Annotated in this window: 14 protein-coding genes; 11 read left to right on the top strand and 3 right to left on the bottom strand. The window is 74.5% G+C overall.

Annotation, left to right across the window (positions count from 1 at the left end; translation table 11 throughout):
• Positions 1 to 605: 605 nt before the first annotated feature.
• Positions 606 to 1,412 carry a tetratricopeptide repeat protein gene (locus tag ACZ5GT_RS35465; protein WP_469034718.1) on the top strand — a complete coding sequence of 269 codons (807 nt, stop codon included), beginning with the start codon at positions 606 to 608 and terminating at the stop codon, positions 1,410 to 1,412.
• A 73-nt stretch (positions 1,413 to 1,485) separates the two neighbouring features.
• Here ACZ5GT_RS35465 and ACZ5GT_RS35460 read toward each other — a convergent pair whose 3' ends face one another.
• Positions 1,486 to 2,778, bottom strand: a complete 1,293-nt coding sequence (locus tag ACZ5GT_RS35460) for a DUF1015 domain-containing protein (RefSeq protein ID WP_469034700.1) — start codon at positions 2,776 to 2,778, stop codon at positions 1,486 to 1,488.
• Positions 2,779 to 2,850: 72 nt separating this feature from the next.
• On the opposite strand from ACZ5GT_RS35460, the gene ACZ5GT_RS35455 reads away from it, so the two are divergent.
• From ACZ5GT_RS35455 to ACZ5GT_RS35440, 4 genes are all read left to right on the top strand, one after another.
• Positions 2,851 to 3,876 (top strand): HAD hydrolase-like protein, encoded by a 1,026-nt coding sequence (locus ACZ5GT_RS35455; protein ID WP_469034697.1) that lies wholly within the window; start codon positions 2,851 to 2,853, stop codon positions 3,874 to 3,876.
• Positions 3,877 to 3,949: 73 nt separating this feature from the next.
• Entirely contained in the window at positions 3,950 to 4,993 is a 1,044-nt protein-coding gene (locus ACZ5GT_RS35450; protein WP_469034694.1) for a FecCD family ABC transporter permease, read from the top strand.
• Positions 4,990 to 6,027: a FecCD family ABC transporter permease gene (locus ACZ5GT_RS35445; protein WP_469034692.1), complete on the top strand. Its 1,038-nt coding sequence runs from the start codon at positions 4,990 to 4,992 to the stop codon at positions 6,025 to 6,027. The genes ACZ5GT_RS35450 and ACZ5GT_RS35445 overlap by 4 nt, the downstream gene beginning before the upstream one ends.
• Complete coding sequence (locus ACZ5GT_RS35440) at positions 6,024 to 6,914, top strand: ABC transporter ATP-binding protein (RefSeq protein WP_469034689.1); 891 nt, start codon at positions 6,024 to 6,026, stop codon at positions 6,912 to 6,914. Before ACZ5GT_RS35445 ends, ACZ5GT_RS35440 begins: the two co-directional genes overlap by 4 nt.
• A gap of 39 nt (positions 6,915 to 6,953) precedes the next feature.
• On the opposite strand, the gene ACZ5GT_RS35435 is transcribed toward ACZ5GT_RS35440, so the two are convergent.
• On the bottom strand, positions 6,954 to 7,301 hold the full coding sequence (locus ACZ5GT_RS35435; protein WP_469034687.1) for a sterol-binding protein: 348 nt from the start codon (positions 7,299 to 7,301) through the stop codon (positions 6,954 to 6,956).
• Between the two features lie 42 nt (positions 7,302 to 7,343).
• On the opposite strand from ACZ5GT_RS35435, the gene ACZ5GT_RS35430 reads away from it, so the two are divergent.
• The 6 genes from ACZ5GT_RS35430 to ACZ5GT_RS35405 all read left to right on the top strand — a co-directional run bounded on the left by ACZ5GT_RS35430 (position 7,344) and on the right by ACZ5GT_RS35405 (position 13,665).
• Positions 7,344 to 7,673 carry a hypothetical protein gene (locus ACZ5GT_RS35430; protein WP_469034685.1) on the top strand — a complete coding sequence of 110 codons (330 nt, stop codon included), beginning with the start codon at positions 7,344 to 7,346 and terminating at the stop codon, positions 7,671 to 7,673.
• A gap of 67 nt (positions 7,674 to 7,740) precedes the next feature.
• Positions 7,741 to 8,556 (top strand): TlyA family RNA methyltransferase, encoded by an 816-nt coding sequence (locus ACZ5GT_RS35425; RefSeq protein WP_469034681.1) that lies wholly within the window; start codon positions 7,741 to 7,743, stop codon positions 8,554 to 8,556.
• Positions 8,553 to 9,458 (top strand): NAD kinase, encoded by a 906-nt coding sequence (locus ACZ5GT_RS35420; RefSeq protein ID WP_469034678.1) that lies wholly within the window; start codon positions 8,553 to 8,555, stop codon positions 9,456 to 9,458. Before ACZ5GT_RS35425 ends, ACZ5GT_RS35420 begins: the two co-directional genes overlap by 4 nt.
• Positions 9,459 to 9,759: 301 nt before the next feature.
• Positions 9,760 to 11,478, top strand: a complete 1,719-nt coding sequence (gene recN / locus ACZ5GT_RS35415) for a DNA repair protein RecN (RefSeq protein WP_469034716.1) — start codon at positions 9,760 to 9,762, stop codon at positions 11,476 to 11,478.
• 49 nt (positions 11,479 to 11,527) lie between these two features.
• On the top strand, positions 11,528 to 12,295 hold the full coding sequence (locus ACZ5GT_RS35410) for a hypothetical protein (RefSeq protein WP_469034676.1): 768 nt from the start codon (positions 11,528 to 11,530) through the stop codon (positions 12,293 to 12,295).
• Positions 12,296 to 12,504: 209 nt separating this feature from the next.
• On the top strand, positions 12,505 to 13,665 hold the full coding sequence (locus ACZ5GT_RS35405) for a glycosyltransferase family 4 protein (protein ID WP_469034674.1): 1,161 nt from the start codon (positions 12,505 to 12,507) through the stop codon (positions 13,663 to 13,665).
• On the opposite strand, the gene ACZ5GT_RS35400 is transcribed toward ACZ5GT_RS35405, so the two are convergent.
• A complete protein-coding gene (locus ACZ5GT_RS35400; protein WP_469034714.1) occupies positions 13,662 to 15,302 on the bottom strand; it encodes a PucR family transcriptional regulator in 1,641 nt (546 codons plus the stop codon). The two genes, ACZ5GT_RS35405 and ACZ5GT_RS35400, sit on opposite strands and share 4 nt — an antisense overlap.
• Between the last annotated feature and the right edge of the window lie 106 nt (positions 15,303 to 15,408).

Below are 15,408 nucleotides of genomic sequence, written 5' to 3'. Positions count from 1 at the left end.
CGGACCGTGGTGACCGGGGCGACCGTCCCTCTTTCCGTCGTGACGACCGTGACCAGGGTCCGCGTCGTGACGACCGGGGCGAGCGTCCGTCGTTCCGCCGTGACGACCGCGGCGACCGTCCGTCGTTCCGCCGTGATGACCGTGGGGACCGTCCGTCGTTCCGTCGTGACGACCGTGGTGACCGGGGCGACCGTCCCTCTTTCCGTCGTGACGACCGTGACCAGGGTCCGCGTCGTGACGACCGGGGCGAGCGTCCGTCGTTCCGCCGCGATGACCGTGGCGACCGCGGCGACCGTCCGTCGTTCCGCCGCGATGACCGCGGCGACCGGGGCAACCGTCCCCCCTTCCGTCGCGACGACCGCCGGGACGACCGCCGAGATGACCGCAGGGACGACCGCGGGGACCGCGGTGGCTTCCGTCGGGACGACAGCCGGGCCGGCGAGCGCGGAGGCTTCCGGGGCCGTGACGACCGTGGCGCCCGTGGGCCCCGGCGCGACGACCGCGGTGGCCGTCCCGGTGGCTTCCGGGGCCGTGACGACCGGGGCGGCGGCGGCCGCTTCCAGGACGACCGGAGCCGTGACCGCGACCGCGAGCCGATCAAGCGGCTGCCCATCCCCGAGGACGTCACGGGCGACGAGATCGACAAGGACGTACGGCAGGAGCTGCAGAGCCTGCCCAAGACGCTCGCGGACGACGTCGCCAGGAACCTGGTGATGGTCGCGCGGCTCATCGACGAGGACCCCGAGGGCGCCTACGGCTACTCCCGGGTGGCGCTGCGGCTCGCCTCCCGCGTGGCCGCCGTCCGTGAGGCCGCCGGATTCGCCGCTTACGCGAACCAGAAGTACAGCGAGGCGCTCGCCGAGTTCCGGGCCGCGAGGCGGATGACCGGTTCCGTCGACCTGTGGCCCGTCATGGCCGACTGCGAGCGCGGGCTCGGGCGGCCGGAGAAGGCGCTGGACATGGCCGGCGCTCCCGAGGTGAACAAGCTCGACAAGGCGGGCCAGGTCGAGATGCGCCTCGTCGCGGCCGGCGCCCGGCGTGACCTCGGACAGTTGGACGCGGCCATAGTGACGCTGCAGAGCCCCGAGCTCGCCTCCAACTCCGTGCAGCCGTGGACCGCGCGGTTGCGGTACGCCTACGCCGACGCGCTGCTCGCCGTCGGCCGTGAGGGCGAGGCACGGGAGTGGTTCGCCAAGGCCGTCGAGGCCGACCGGGACGGCAGCACGGACGCCTCCGACCGGCTCGCCGAGCTGGACGGGGTCGAGTTCGTCGACGCCCTCGACGAGAACGAGGCGGACGACGAGGCCGAGGCCCAGGGCGAGGCTGAGGCCGAGATCGAGACCGAGACCGAGGCGAAGGGCGTGGAAGACGTCCTGAAGGCGGCCTCGGAGGAGGACGGCGACGACGACTGACGTCCGCCGCGTCCGCGCGTGAGAGAAGGGCGGGATCCCTACGGGGTCCCGCCCTTCGTCGTGTCGGGACCCGTCAGGACTCCAGCGTGCGCAGCACCAGACCCGACGCGGGCTTCGGGCCGAAGGACGTCGACTTCCGGGGCATCGTCACGCCCTGGCGGGCCAGATCGCGGACGACCTCCTCACGGACCGGGTGCATCAGGACGGCCGTCCCGCCGTCGCGTTCGGCCTTCTCCACCGTGGCCGCCGCGTCGTGGATGTAGGCGACACGGTCCGGGGAGTCCCCGGGGATGTGCCAGACGTGGTCGAGGAGGGCGGCGTGCAGGACCGTCGCGTCCAGGGTGCGCCAGGCGGTGGGGCGGTCGGCGGGGACCGTACGGGCGAGGAGGCCGGGGTCCGGGCGGTCGACGAGGTGGAAGGAGCCGTCGCCGGCCAGCAGGAACGCGTTGCCCTCGCGGGCCGCGTCGGCGAGGGCGTGCAGGGCCTGCGGCAGGGACACGTCCAGGCGCCGCACGCGGAGCAGTCCGTCGAGGGCGGCGAGCGCGTCCGGGACCGGCAGGTGGTGCAGCAGGCGGTGGATCGCACGGACCCGGAGCGGGTAGCGGGCCGTGTCGACCAGCAGGACCAGGCCGTAGTCCCAGGGGCTGGGGGAGGGATGCTCCGCGCGTAGACGACGGTACGTCGCCCAGCGGTGGTGGCCGTCGGCGATGAGAGCCTGATGCCGGGCCAGGTCGGATTGCACCCGGGCCACCTCGGCCGGGTCGGTGACCGACCAGAGGCGGTGGGCGAAGCCGTCCTCCGTGGTGGTGGCGAGCAGCGGGGGCCGCTGCGCGGTGCGCTCGACGAGTTCCGTGGTGTCCGCGGTCGCGCCGTCGCCGCGGTAGGTCAGCAGCAGCGGTTCGAGGTTCGCGGAGGTGGCCCGCATCAGGGCCGCGCGGTCCGCGACCACGTGCGGCATCACGTCCTCGTGCGGTAGGACCACGCCCTCCGCCGGGTCCGACACGCGCAGGGCGCCGATGACCCCCCGCTGCAGCATGCCGTCGTCGTCCCGCTGCTCGTAGACGTAGAGGCCGGGTTCGGGGTCGGTGGTCAGGATCCCCTCGGCGAGCCAGCGGCGCAGGGTGTCGGCGGCCTGCTCGTTGCGGGCGTCGGGGGTGGTGGCCTGCGGAAGGATCAGGCGGACGATGTTGTGCGGGTCCGCGTCCTGGAGATGGTGCAGGCCGTCGGGGCGGACCACGACGTCGTAGGGAGGGGACGTCACGGCTGCCAGGCTGCCGACCCGGTCGGGGTCGTACCGCAGGCCTCTGAACGGGGTGAGTTCGAGGCCTCGGGGCACCATTGCTTCCGAGTGACCTGCAGTGTTCATCCCGGCATCGTACGTGTGTCGGTGGCATGCGGGATGATCGGGGGAAACCGAGCGAACGAGGAGCGATGTGGAATGAGCCAGAGCGTCAGGACGAGGCCCGAGGCCAGTGGGCAGGCCCTGAGCGAGGCGTACGACACGGCGCTGCTCGACCTCGACGGAGTGGTGTACGCGGGCGGTAACGCGATCGCGCACGCCGTCGAGTCGCTGGCCGCGGCCCGCGCGGGCGGGATGCGTCTGGCGTACGTCACCAACAACGCGCTGCGCACCCCGGACGCGGTGGCGGGCCACCTGACCGAGCTGGGGATACCGACCGGCGCCGACGACGTCATCACCTCCGCCCAGGCGGTCGCCCGGCTGATCAGCGATCAGGTGCCGTCGGGGGCGCGGGTGCTGGTGATCGGCGGGGACGGGCTGCGGGTCGCCCTGCGCGAGCGGGGGCTCGAGCCGGTCGAGTCGGCGGACGACGATCCGGTGGCGGTCGTACAGGGCTACGGGGGGCCCGAGTTGCCGTGGGGGCGTTTCGCGGAGGCCTGTTACGCCATCGCGCGCGGGGTGCCCTGGTACGCATCCAACACCGACCTGACCATTCCGGGCGCACGCGGGATCGCTCCGGGCAACGGGGCCGCGGTGGAGGTCGTCCGGATCGCGACCGGCGCCGAGCCGCAGGTCGCGGGCAAGCCGCTGCCTCCGATGCACCGGGAGACCATCCTGCGCACCGGCGCCGAGCGGCCGCTGGTGGTCGGGGACCGCCTGGACACGGACATCGAGGGCGCGTTCAACGGAGACGTCGACTCGCTGCTCGTCCTGACCGGCGTGACCGACGGCGCGCAGCTCCTCGCCGCGCCGCCGCAGCACCGGCCGACGTACGTCGACGCCGACCTGCGCGGGCTGCTCACCGGGCAGCCGGAGATCACGCAGGCGGGCGACGGGTTCCGCTGCGGCGGCTGGACGGCGACCGCGGGCACCGAGCTCGAACTGGACGGCGACGGCGAGACCCTGGACGGACTGCGGGCCCTGTGCGCCGCGGCCTGGACGGCGGCCGGGGACGGCGTGTGCACGCTCGACCCGGGGAAGGCACTGGCCCGACTGGGCCTGTGAGCCGACGCCGCGGCGGAGAGGGGAAGAGCGGAGGCCGGAGAGGAATGGTGTGAGGGTAGGCTAACCTAACTGCGTGTTGGTCGACGGTCCTCCCGAACAGCGCGCGGACACCGCCCCCGCGCCCCCCACCCGCCGGGCGGTACGCGCCGCCGGGCTGCTCGTGTCCGCGGCGGTCCTGGTGCTCCTCGCGCTGGCGAGCATCGCCATCGGTGCGAAGGAGCTGAGCCCGGATCAGGTCTGGCACGGGCTGTTCCAGGACACGGGGACGTACGGCGACGTCGTCGTGGACGAGCGGCTGTCGCGGACCCTCCTCGGGCTGCTGGCGGGCGCCGCGCTCGGCCTGTCCGGGGCCGTGCTGCAGGCGCTCACCCGCAACCCGCTGGCCGATCCCGGGCTGCTCGGCATCAACGCCGGCGCCTCCGCCGCGGTCGTCACCGCCATGACGTACCTCGGCGTCACCTCGCTGACCGGGTACGTGTGGTTCGCCTTCCTCGGCGCGGCCGCGGTCGGGGCGCTGGTGTGGTTCCTGGGCGGCAGCCGGGGCGCCACCCCGGTGCGGCTCGCGCTGGCCGGCACCGCGATCAGCGCCGCCCTGTACGGCTACCTCCAGGCCGTGATGATCATGGATCAGGCGGCGCTGGGCAAGATGCGTTTCTGGACGGTGGGTTCGCTGTCCTCCGCGACGGACTCGACCATCCTGCAGGTGCTGCCGTTCCTCGCGGTCGGCACGCTCCTCGCTCTCGGGCTGGCCCGCCCGCTCAACGCGCTGGCCATGGGCGACGACACCGCGAAGGCCCTCGGCGCCGACGTCAACCGCACCCGGGCGCTGGCCATGCTCGCCGCCACCGTGCTGTGCGGGGCGGCGACCGCCGCCTGCGGGCCGATCGTGTTCGTCGGACTGATGGTCCCGCACGTCGTGCGGTCCTTCACCGGACCCGACCTGCGCTGGATCCTGCCGTACGCGGCGATCCTCTCGCCGGTGCTGCTGCTCGGTTCCGACGTCGTCGGCCGCGTCGTGGCCCGGCCCTCGGAACTCCAGGTCGGCGTCGTCACCGCGATCGTCGGCGGCCCGGTCTTCATCCTTCTGGTACGACGGCGGAGGACGGCGCAGCTGTGAAGACCAACCGTGTGCTGAGGGCTCCGGGCGGGATCTCGCTGCGCCTGGACGTCCGCGCCGTCACCGTCGTCGTACTGTTGCTGCTCGCCGCGCTCACCGCGGGCGTCGCGCTGATCGGCACCGGCGACTTCCCGATCCCGCCCGGCGACGTGCTCAGGACGCTGCTGGGCGACGGCAACGCGGGGCAGGAGTTCATCGTCAACGAACTGCGGCTGCCGCGGGTCCTGGTCGGGCTCCTGGTCGGCGCCTCGCTCGGGCTCGGCGGCGCGCTGTTCCAGGCCATAACCCGCAACCCGCTGGGCAGCCCGGACGTGCTCGGCCTCGGGCAGGGGGCGACGGCCGGGGCGCTCACGGTGATCGTGCTGTTCTCCGGGAGCGCGGCCCAGGTCACCCTGGGGGCGCTGGTCGGCGGACTGGTCACCGGGCTCGCCCTCTACCTGCTCGCCTGGAAGCGCGGCGTGCACGGTTACCGGCTGGTCCTGGTCGGCGTCGGCGTGTCCGCGATCGTCACCGCGGTCAACGGCTACCTGCTGACCGTCTCCGACATCGTCGACGCGGCGCGCGCGGTGGTCTGGATGACCGGCTCCCTCGACGGCCGCGACTGGGAACAGGTCTGGCCGCTGCTCGGGCTGTGCGCCGTGCTGGTGCCGCTCGTCCTGGCCAACGCGCGCGGGCTGCGGACCATGGAGATGGGCGACGACGTGGCGAACGCCCTCGGGGTGCGTGTGGAGCGCGTCCGGGCGCTGCTGCTGGTGGCCGCCGTGCTGCTCACCGCGACCGCCACCGCCGCGGCCGGTCCCGTCGCCTTCGTGGCGCTGACCGCGCCGCAGCTCGCCCGGCGCCTGACTCGCTCACCCGGCCCGAACCTGCTGCCGTCCCTGTGCATGGGCGCCACCCTCCTGGTCACCGCCGACTGGGCCGCGCAGCGGGTCTTCGGCGCCGACCGGCTGCCGGTGGGCGTGGTCACCGGGGTCCTGGGCGGGGCGTACCTGCTGTGGCTCCTCGTCAGCGAGCGCAGGGCGGGCCGGATATGAGCGGCCCGGCGTACGACACCATCCGAAGGAGCACCGTGAACCGCCTGTCCGCGCAGGACGTCACCCTCGCCTACGACCAGCGCGTCATCGCCGAGCAGCTCTCGGTGGAGATCCCCGACCACTCCTTCACCGTCATCGTCGGCCCGAACGCGTGCGGCAAGTCCACGCTGCTGCGCGCCCTGTCCCGGATGCTGAAACCCAGCCGAGGGCGGGTACTGCTGGACGGGCAGGCCATCCGGTCGATGCCGGCGAAGAAGGTCGCGCGGACGCTCGGCCTGCTGCCGCAGTCGTCGATCGCGCCCGACGGGATCACCGTCGGCGACCTGGTCGGCCGTGGCCGCTACCCGCACCAGGGCATCCTGCGCCAGTGGTCGGCCGAGGACGAGCGGGTCGTCCGCGAGTCCATGGCGCGGACCGGGGTCGCCGAACTCGCCGACCGGTACGTCGACGAGCTCTCCGGAGGGCAGCGGCAGCGGGTGTGGATCGCCATGGCGCTCGCCCAGCAGACCCCGCTGCTGCTGCTCGACGAGCCGACGACCTATCTGGACATCCAGCACCAGATCGACGTGCTCGACCTGTGCGCCGAACTCCACGAGGAAGAGGGCCGCACCCTGGTCGCCGTGCTGCACGACCTCAACCACGCCGCCCGGTACGCCACCCATCTCGTCGCCCTGCGCGACGGGCGGGTCGTCGCCGAGGGCGCGCCGCGGGACGTCGTCACCGCCGGGCTGGTCGAGGAGGTCTTCGGGCTGCGCTGCCAGGTCATCGACGACCCGGAGACGGGGACGCCGCTGGTGGTGCCGGCGGCGCGGAAGGCACGCGGGCGTACGGCGCCGTCGGCCGGGGACCCCGGCCGAGAAGGAGGCCGGGAGCGAGCCAGGAGCTGAGGGGTGCAGGAGCTGAGGGGTGCACGGGGCGGGCCTCGGCTACAGCAGCTTCCTGAGGCGGAACAGGTCGCGCAGGCCGGCGTCCAGCTTCACCCGGCCCGCGCCCCAGGCCCTGGCGAAGTGCAGCTCGCCGTCGACCAGCGCGACCAGGTCGTCGCCGGCCATGCTGAGCCGTATGTCGGCCCGCTCCCGCGGCGGGCCCTCCAGGGTGTCGCGCACCTCGATCCGGCCGCCGGTGAGCCGGCCGGCGAAGGTGACGTCCAGGTCGGTCAGGTGGCAGCTGACCGACCGTTCCATGGCCGTGGCCGAGCGGACGTCGCCCTCGGCGTGCTGCATGTTGTCGGAAAGCTTCTCGAGTGCGGCACGGCACTCCTCGATCGTGGCCATCGGCATCGACCGTACCTCAGGGCTTCGCGGTAGCGTCTTGGCATGAGCGACGCAGCCGCGGAGACGGAGATTCCGGCGCTGGAGGCCAGGACCGAGGCCGATACTGAGGCCGAGGCCGGGGCCGAGGCCCCGGGCGGGCCCGGGGACGGCCCCGCCGCCCCGGCCCCCCTGCACGTGCCCCGCACCCCGACCGGCGACGCCGAGGTCGACGCCCTGCTGGAACGGCTGGCCGACGCCGACCACCTGGCGACCGACGGACACGTGGAGGTGTACGAGGATGTACACCGCGGGCTGCGCGACGCGCTCACCGCGCTCGACGCCCGTCCGGGACCGCCGGCCCCCACCCGTCACCCGGCCACCGCCCCGCAATGAGACCCTACGGGTCCCACCTTTCTTCACACTCTTCGATCGTCGTACGGGAACAGGAGCTGAACCCACCGTGGCAGGAGTCGCACGCCGCCGCCTGGACGCGGAGCTGGTCCGCCGCAAGCTCGCGCGCTCGCGTGAGCATGCCAGCCAGCTGATCACGGCCGGACGGGTCACCGTCGGCAGGACCGTCGCGACCAAGCCCGCCACACAGGTGGAGACCGCGGCCGCCATCGTGGTCGCCGCCGACGAGGCCGACCCCGACTACGTCTCCCGCGGCGGCCACAAGCTCGCCGGCGCCCTGAAGGCGTTCGCGCCGCAGGGGCTGGCCGTGGAGGGCCGGCGGGCGCTGGACGCCGGCGCGTCCACCGGAGGCTTCACCGACGTGCTGCTGCGAGCGGGGGCCGCGCACGTCGTCGCCGTCGACGTCGGATACGGACAACTCGCCTGGACTCTGCAGAGCGATGAACGCGTCACCGTCAAGGACCGTACGAACGTACGCGAATTGACGCTCGAAGCGATCGATGGGGAGCCTGTGGATCTTGTCGTGGGGGATCTGTCCTTCATCCCGCTCGGCCTGGTGCTGCCCGCCCTGGTGCGGTGCGCGAAGCCGGACGCCGACCTGGTGATGATGGTGAAACCGCAGTTCGAGGTGGGCAAGGAACGTCTCGGCAGCGGGGGAGTCGTGCGCAGCCCGCAACTGCGGGCGGAGGCCGTGCGGGGCGTGGCCGAGAAGGCGTGGGAGCTCGGGCTCGGAGTGCGGGGCGTCACCGCCAGTCCGCTGCCCGGGCCGTCGGGGAATGTCGAGTACTTTCTCTGGCTGCGGTCCGGTGCACCCGAGCTGGACCCGGCCGACGTTGACCGTGCAGTGGCGGAGGGGCCGCGTTGACACAGAACCGAGCTCGTACAGTTTTCCTGCTCGCACACACCGGGCGGCCTGCGGCCGTCCGCAGTGCCGAGCTGGTGGTCAAGGGGCTGCTGCGCGAGGGCATCGGCGTGCGCGTCCTGGAGTACGAGGCGCGCGATCTGCCGCTGCCGGACCAGGTGGAACTGGTCAAGGAGGCGACCCCGCAGAGCCTCGACGGGTGCGAGCTGCTGATCGTGCTCGGCGGTGACGGGACGCTGCTGCGCGGCGCCGAGTTCGCCCGCGCCTCCGGGGTGCCGATGCTCGGCGTCAACCTCGGACGGGTCGGGTTCCTGGCCGAGGCCGAGCGGGACGACCTCGACAAGGTCGTCGACCGGGTGGTGACCCGCTCGTACGAGGTCGAGGAGCGGATGACCATCGACGTCGTCGTCCACCGCAACGGCGACATCGTGCACACCGACTGGGCGCTGAACGAGGCCGCCGTGCAGAAGGTGTCCGCCGAGAAGCTGCTCGAGGTCGTGCTGGAGATCGACGGGCGGCCGGTGACCGGGTTCGGCTGCGACGGCATCGTGCTGTCGACGCCGACCGGGTCGACCGCGTACGCGTTCTCCGCGGGCGGGCCCGTGGTGTGGCCCGAGGTGGAGGCGCTGCTGATGGTGCCGATCAGCGCGCACGCGCTGTTCGCCAAGCCGCTGGTGACCTCGCCGGACTCGGTGCTCGCGGTGGAGGTGCTGCCGCACATCCCGCCGGGCGTGCTGTGGTGCGACGGGCGGCGCACGGTGGAGCTGCCGCCGGGGGCGCGGGTGGAGGTGCGGCGCGGAGCCGTGCCGGTGCGGCTGGCCCGGCTGCACCACGCGTCGTTCACCGACCGGCTGGTGGCGAAGTTCGCGCTGCCGGTCTCGGGGTGGCGGGGAGCACCTCACTAGGCGCTCCGCTGGATGCTGGGTGTGCCGTGTTCCTGCGGCGTTCTGCCGTGTTGCGCCGCGTTGTGCTGTCGGTCGGCCGCGTTCTGCCGCGGTGTGTCGTCGGTCGGCTGCGGCGCCGTGGTGGCTGGTCGCGCAGTTCCCCGCGCCCCTGCGGGGGCGCTGCCCAGCCGTCCCTCCGGTGGGGAACGCCTGTTCGGTGAGTGAACCTTCGGTGGGTCGCGGGCCGCGGGACGCCGGATGGGCGGGGCGGCGTCGCACACCGTGCGGGAAACCTCGTAAGGTCGGGTGCGTGCTTGAGGAGATGCGGATACGGTCGCTCGGAGTCATCGACGACGCGGTCGTGGAGCTGTCGCCCGGCTTCACCGCCGTCACCGGCGAGACGGGCGCGGGCAAGACCATGGTGGTCACCAGCCTGGGTCTGCTGCTGGGCGGGCGCGCGGACCCGGCGCTGGTGCGGATCGGCGCCGGCAAGGCGGTCGTGGAGGGGCGGATCGCCGTCCCCGAGGGCGCCGCGGCCGCGGTGCGGGCCGAGGAGGCCGGGGCCGAGCTCGACGACGGCGCGCTGCTGATCAGCCGTACCGTCTCCGCCGAGGGGCGCTCCCGCGCGCACCTCGGCGGACGCAGCGTGCCCGTGGGCATGCTCGCGGAGCTCGCCGACGAGTTGGTGGCCGTGCACGGGCAGACGGACCAGCAGGGGCTGCTGAAGCTGTCCCGGCAGCGGCAGGCGCTCGACCGGTACGCCGGGGACGCCGTCGCCGTGCCGCTGGCCAAGTACACCGAGGCCTACCGGCGGCTGCGGGCCGTCTCCGTGGAACTCGACGAGATCACCACCCGTGCGCGTGAACGGGCCCAGGAAGCCGACATGCTGCGCTACGGGCTCGACGAGATCGCCGGGGTCGAGCCGCGCGCCGGTGAGGACGTGGAACTGGCGGAGGAGGCGGAGCGGCTCGGGCACGCGGAGGCGCTGTCGTCCGCCGCGACGGCCGCGCACGCCGCCCTCGCCGGCAATCCGGAGGACCCCGAGGGCATCGACGCCACGACCCTCGTCGCGGGTGCGCAGCGGGCGCTGGACGCCGTCCGCTCGCACGATCCGGCGCTGGCCGCGCTCGCCGGACGGATCGGGGAGATCGGCATCCTGCTGGGCGACGTGGCCGGGGAACTGGCCGGATACGCCGACGACCTGGACGCCGATCCGCTGCGGCTGGCGGCCGTCGAGGAGCGGCGGGCCGCGCTCACCGGGCTGACCCGGAAGTACGGGGAGGACGTGGCCGCCGTCCTGGCGTGGGCCGAGCATGGCGCCGCGCGGCTGACCGAGCTGGAGGGCGACGACGAACGGATCGGCGAGCTGACCGCCGAGCGGGACGCGCTGCGGGCCGAACTGGGCGGGCTGGCGCAGGCGTTGTCGGACGCCCGGGCGGAGGCGGCGGAGCGGTTCGCGGCCGCGGTGACCGCGGAGCTGGCCTCGCTCGCGATGCCCCACGCGCGCGTGTCGTTCGACATCCGGCAGACCGAGGACCCGGAGGGCGTGGAGGTCGGCGGGCGCACCGTCGCCTGCGGGCCGTCCGGCGTCGACGAGGTGGAGCTGCTGCTCGCCCCGCACCCGGGGGCGCCGCCGCGGCCCATCGCCAAGGGTGCGTCCGGCGGTGAACTTTCCCGCGTGATGCTCGCCGTCGAGGTCGTCTTCGCGGGGACGGATCCGGTTCCGACGTACCTCTTCGACGAGGTCGACGCCGGTGTCGGCGGGAAGGCCGCCGTCGAGATCGGGCGGCGGCTGGCGCGGCTGGCGAAGACCGCGCAGGTGGTGGTGGTCACGCACCTGCCGCAGGTGGCCGCCTTCGCCGACCGGCAGCTGCTGGTGGAGAAGACCCAGGACGGGTCGGTCACCCGCTCCGGGGTGAAGGTCCTCGAAGGAGAGGAGCGCATCCGGGAGTTGTCGCGGATGCTGGCCGGCCAGGAGGACTCGCAGACGGCACGCGCGCACGCCGAGGAACTGCTGGCCACCGCACGGGCGGACGGATAGCGGCCACCGCGCGGGCGGGCGGATAGCGGCCGCCGCGTAGGGTGACCGGATGACCGACCGCGCTCGCCGGGCTTCCTCTTTCTGTCTCGCCGCCGTCCTCACCCGCGCCGGCATCGCGGGTCTGCGTGCCAAGTCGCCGGGCGGGCGCGGGCTCTGGGAGCGCGAGAACTATGCCGGGCGGACCGTCGGGCTGTACGCCGGGCCCGCGTCCGCCCTGGCGGCGGCCGTCGTCGCGGGTCGGCTGCGGCCCGCCGCCGGGTTCGCGGTGCTCGCCGCCGGCGCCTGCGGGGCCTGGGACGACGTGGCCGGCGACCACCGGCGCGGGCTGCGGGCGCACCTGTCGGCGCTGCGGGACGGTGAAGTCACCAGCGGCGTGGTCAAGTTGTTCGGGATCTCCGCGGCCGGGCTGGTCGCGGGGGCGCTGCTGAAGGAGCGGTTTCCGGACAAGGTGCTCGCCGGGATCGTGATCGCCGGGGCCGCGCACTTCGTCAACCTCGTGGACGTACGGCCCGGCAGGGCGGCCGCGGCGGTGGTCGCGCTGGGGGCGCCGGGACTGCTGCGGGAGGGCCCCGGGGCGCGGCCGGCCGCCGGGGTGGCCGCCGCGGCGGTGGGCGCCGCCGTGGCCGTGCTGCCGAACGACCTCGGCGAGCGGCTCATGCTGGGCGACACCGGGGCGCACGCGCTGGGCGCGGCCCTGGGGACCGCCGCCGTCGCCCGCAACGGGCGCGCGGGACTGCTCGCGCACGCCGTGGCCCTGGTCGCCGCGGCGGCCTACGGCGACCGGGTGAGCGGGGCGGCACGCGCGCTCGGCGCGTGAGACCTGTCCGGAACCACACGCTCCTTCACTCGTACGGGTGACGTGCTTCTTGCGCCGCGCCGTCACCCGGCCCGCCGCGTTCCCGGAACACCCGTACGTGCTGGCATCCTTGAGGAGTACGTGGAGGAAACCGCGCGGTACACCCCTCCGTCCGATCCTTCTGTACGTTCTTCGTGACCGCCCGACGCCGAACCAGGAGCCCCGGCCACGTGACCCCCGTGAGCAGCCACTCGCCGCACGGCCAGTCGCCGCTGCGCACCGTGCAGGTGCTGGGCGGCGGCAACGCCGGCAGCAGCGCGCACGTGCGCTCGCTGGCCGCGGGGCTGGTCGCCCGGGGCCTGCGGGTCACGGTGTGCGCCCCCGTCGAGGCCGATCACGCCTACGACTTCACCGGCACCGGCGCCGCCCACGTGCACGTGGCGCGCAGCAGCGACCCGGGCGCGATCGCCGCGCTGCGGGAGGCGTGCCGGGACGCCGACCTGGTGCACGCGCACGGCCTGCACGCCTCCTTCCGGGCCGCGCTCGCGCTCAGCGGCCGGCGCACCCCGCTCGTCGTCACCTGGCACAGCCGGGCGTACGCCGACGGCGCGCGCGCCCATCTGCTGCGCCTGCTGGAGCGCCGGGTCGCGAAGGCGGCGACCGTCGTGCTCGGCACCTGCTCGGACCTCGTGGACCGAGCCCGCCGGACCGGAGCGCGCGACGCGCGGCTCGCCGCCGTGTCGCTGCCCGGCCCGCGCCCCGGCGCGACCGCCGAAGCCGACGACCCGGACCGGCAGCGCGCCAAACTCCGGGCCGAACTCGGCGCCACGGAAAGGCCGTTGCTGGTGGCGGCCGGCCCGCTCGACCGGCACGGCGGCCATCAGACCCTGCTGGACGCCGCGCGCGTGTGGCGCCGCCTCGACCCTGTGCCGCTCGTCGTGCTCGCCGGTGAGGGCCCGCTGCGTCCCGCCCTGCAACGCCGGATCGAGGACGAGCGACTGCCGGTCCGGCTCGCCGGGCTCCGCGACGACCTCGCCGAACTGCTCGCCGCGGCCGACCTCGCGCTGCTGACGAGCAGGTGGGAGGCGCGCTCGGTGCTCGCCCAGGAGGCCCTGCACGCGCGCGTGCCGCTGGTCGCCACCGCGGTCGGCGGGGTACCCGAACTCGTCGGCGACGCCGCCGACCTGGTCCCGTACGGGGACGCGACGGCCCTCGCCGACACCGTCGTACGCCTGCTCGGCGACCCCGAGCGCCGGGAACTGCTCGCGGCGCGGGGCGTCCGGCAGACGGCCAGTTGGCCGACCGAGGACCAGACGGTGGCCCAAGTACTCAGCATCTACGACGAGTTGACCCAGGTCTGGCCGCTCGTCCGGCCTCCGGTGCGGCGTTAGGAGACGTGCCGGCGGGCCCGCAGCGCGAGGCTCAACGCCAGTACCGTCTGCGGGTCCTCGAGGTCGGTGCCGAGCAACTCGCCGATGCGGGCCAGGCGGTTGTAGAGCGTCTGCCGGTTGAGGTGGAGCTCGCGGGCGGTCTCCGCCTTGCGGCCCGCGTGCGCCAGGTACGTCTCCAGCGTCGGCAGCAGCGGCGGCCGGGAACGGCTGTCGTGATCACGCAGGGGACCGATCGCGCGGTCCACGAACGCCGCCAGGTCCGGGTGGTCGCGCAGCCGCCACAGCAGCAGGTCGATGTCCAGACGACGGGCGTCGTGCCAGGGCCGGTCCGACAGCCCCTGCGCCGCGGCCGCCGTCTCGGCCGCGTGCCTGAGCCCCGCCGACGCCGCCGCCCAGCCGCCGGCCACCCCGACCACCACCACCGGGGGCTGGGTCCCCGGGCGCTGCATGCCGGCCCGTTCCACCCCGGCCCGCAGCGCCGCAGCCGCCCGGTCCGCCACCGCCGGCCGCTCCCGCTCCGAACGCAGGCCCAGCAGCACCAGCACGCGGCCCTCGACGGGCCGTACACCCAGCAGCACCGGGACCCCCACCGAGGACAGCTCCTCCAGGACCGCGCGCGCCAGCACCGCCCAGCCGCCTCCGGGGGAGAGGGCGCCGCCGAGCCGCATGACGACCGGCAGCAGCGGACCGTCGCCCGGCTTGAAACCCAGCACACGGGCCTGCGCGGGCGCGTCCTGAGCGGTGATGCGGCCCTCGGCGAGATCGGTCAGGAAGTCACCGCGTCCGCGCGCCGCCAGCTCCTCCTCCTGCCGCGCCTGCATCAGCACCACCGCGAGGATGCCCGCGGCCCGCTCGGCGGCCATGCGGTGGACGGGGGCGAGCGGAGCGCGTACGGGCAGCAGCACCAGCCGGGCCCGCACGGACCCCGTTCCGTGCCCGCCGCCGGGCACGTCCACGAGCACCGAACCGGCGGGCGGCGCGTCCTTGTGCTGGCTGCGCAGCCCCTCCCACACCTGAAGCGGATCCGCTCCTTCCGGTCCGGCGCCGGCCGCGTACAGGAGCCGGCCGTCCGTCGTCTCCAGGAAGACCGGGTTGCCGCCGAAGTCGGCCAGGATGCCCAGCACCTGCGGCACACCGCCGCCGCCCAGCAGGGCCTCGGTGCACCGGCGGTGCACCTCCTCGGCCCGTTGCAGCAGCGCGTAGTGGCCGTTGACGATCTCGGTGTGGATCTCCTCGGTGACCGTGACGAAAGGCACCTCGCGATGCAGCTGGACGAGCGGGAGACCGGCCGTCCGCGCCGTGTCGACGAGGGCGGCCGGCAGCCGCGTGAAGCGCGGGCCGAGCTCGACGACGAGGGCGGCGATGCCGCGCTCGGCCAGCGTGCGCACGAACGCGCGCTGCTCCGCCGGGCGCGTGCCCAGGCCGTATCCCGTGGTCAGCAGCAGCTCACCGCCCTTGAGCAGCGAGGCGATGTTGGGCACCTCGCCCGCGTGCACCCACCGCACCGTGCGCTGCAGCCGGTCGCCGCCCGCCACCACCTCGGGCAGCCCGCTGCGCAGCCCGGGCAGCTCCAGCGCCCGCTGCACGGTGATCCCGGCGCCCTGGGTGTCGAACCCGCTGTTCACGCCGCTGTTCATGCTGCTGTCCGTGCCGCTGCCCGTGCCGCTGTCCATGAGCCGGACGCTACCCGCGCAGGTGCGGCGGCGGCACCTCCGGCGCGAGATCGGGCAGCCCGCCCCACCG

This window comes from Streptomyces sp. NPDC031340 (assembly GCF_055569945.1).
Note: the sequence above shows the minus strand (reverse complement) of the source record. Positions and strands in the feature narration are given on the sequence as shown.

Coding starts and splice junctions, on each gene's coding strand:
- ACZ5GT_RS35455 (WP_469034697.1), top strand. CDS start 2,851: ATGAGCCAGAGCGTCAGGACGAGGCCCGAGGCCAGTGGGCAGGCCCTG.
- ACZ5GT_RS35460 (WP_469034700.1), bottom strand. CDS start 2,778: ATGAACACTGCAGGTCACTCGGAAGCAATGGTGCCCCGAGGCCTCGAA.
- ACZ5GT_RS35435 (WP_469034687.1), bottom strand. CDS start 7,301: ATGGCCACGATCGAGGAGTGCCGTGCCGCACTCGAGAAGCTTTCCGAC.
- recN (WP_469034716.1), top strand. CDS start 9,760: ATGCGGATACGGTCGCTCGGAGTCATCGACGACGCGGTCGTGGAGCTG.
- ACZ5GT_RS35410 (WP_469034676.1), top strand. CDS start 11,528: ATGACCGACCGCGCTCGCCGGGCTTCCTCTTTCTGTCTCGCCGCCGTC.
- ACZ5GT_RS35430 (WP_469034685.1), top strand. CDS start 7,344: ATGAGCGACGCAGCCGCGGAGACGGAGATTCCGGCGCTGGAGGCCAGG.
- ACZ5GT_RS35400 (WP_469034714.1), bottom strand. CDS start 15,302: ATGAACAGCGGCGTGAACAGCGGGTTCGACACCCAGGGCGCCGGGATC.
- ACZ5GT_RS35440 (WP_469034689.1), top strand. CDS start 6,024: ATGAGCGGCCCGGCGTACGACACCATCCGAAGGAGCACCGTGAACCGC.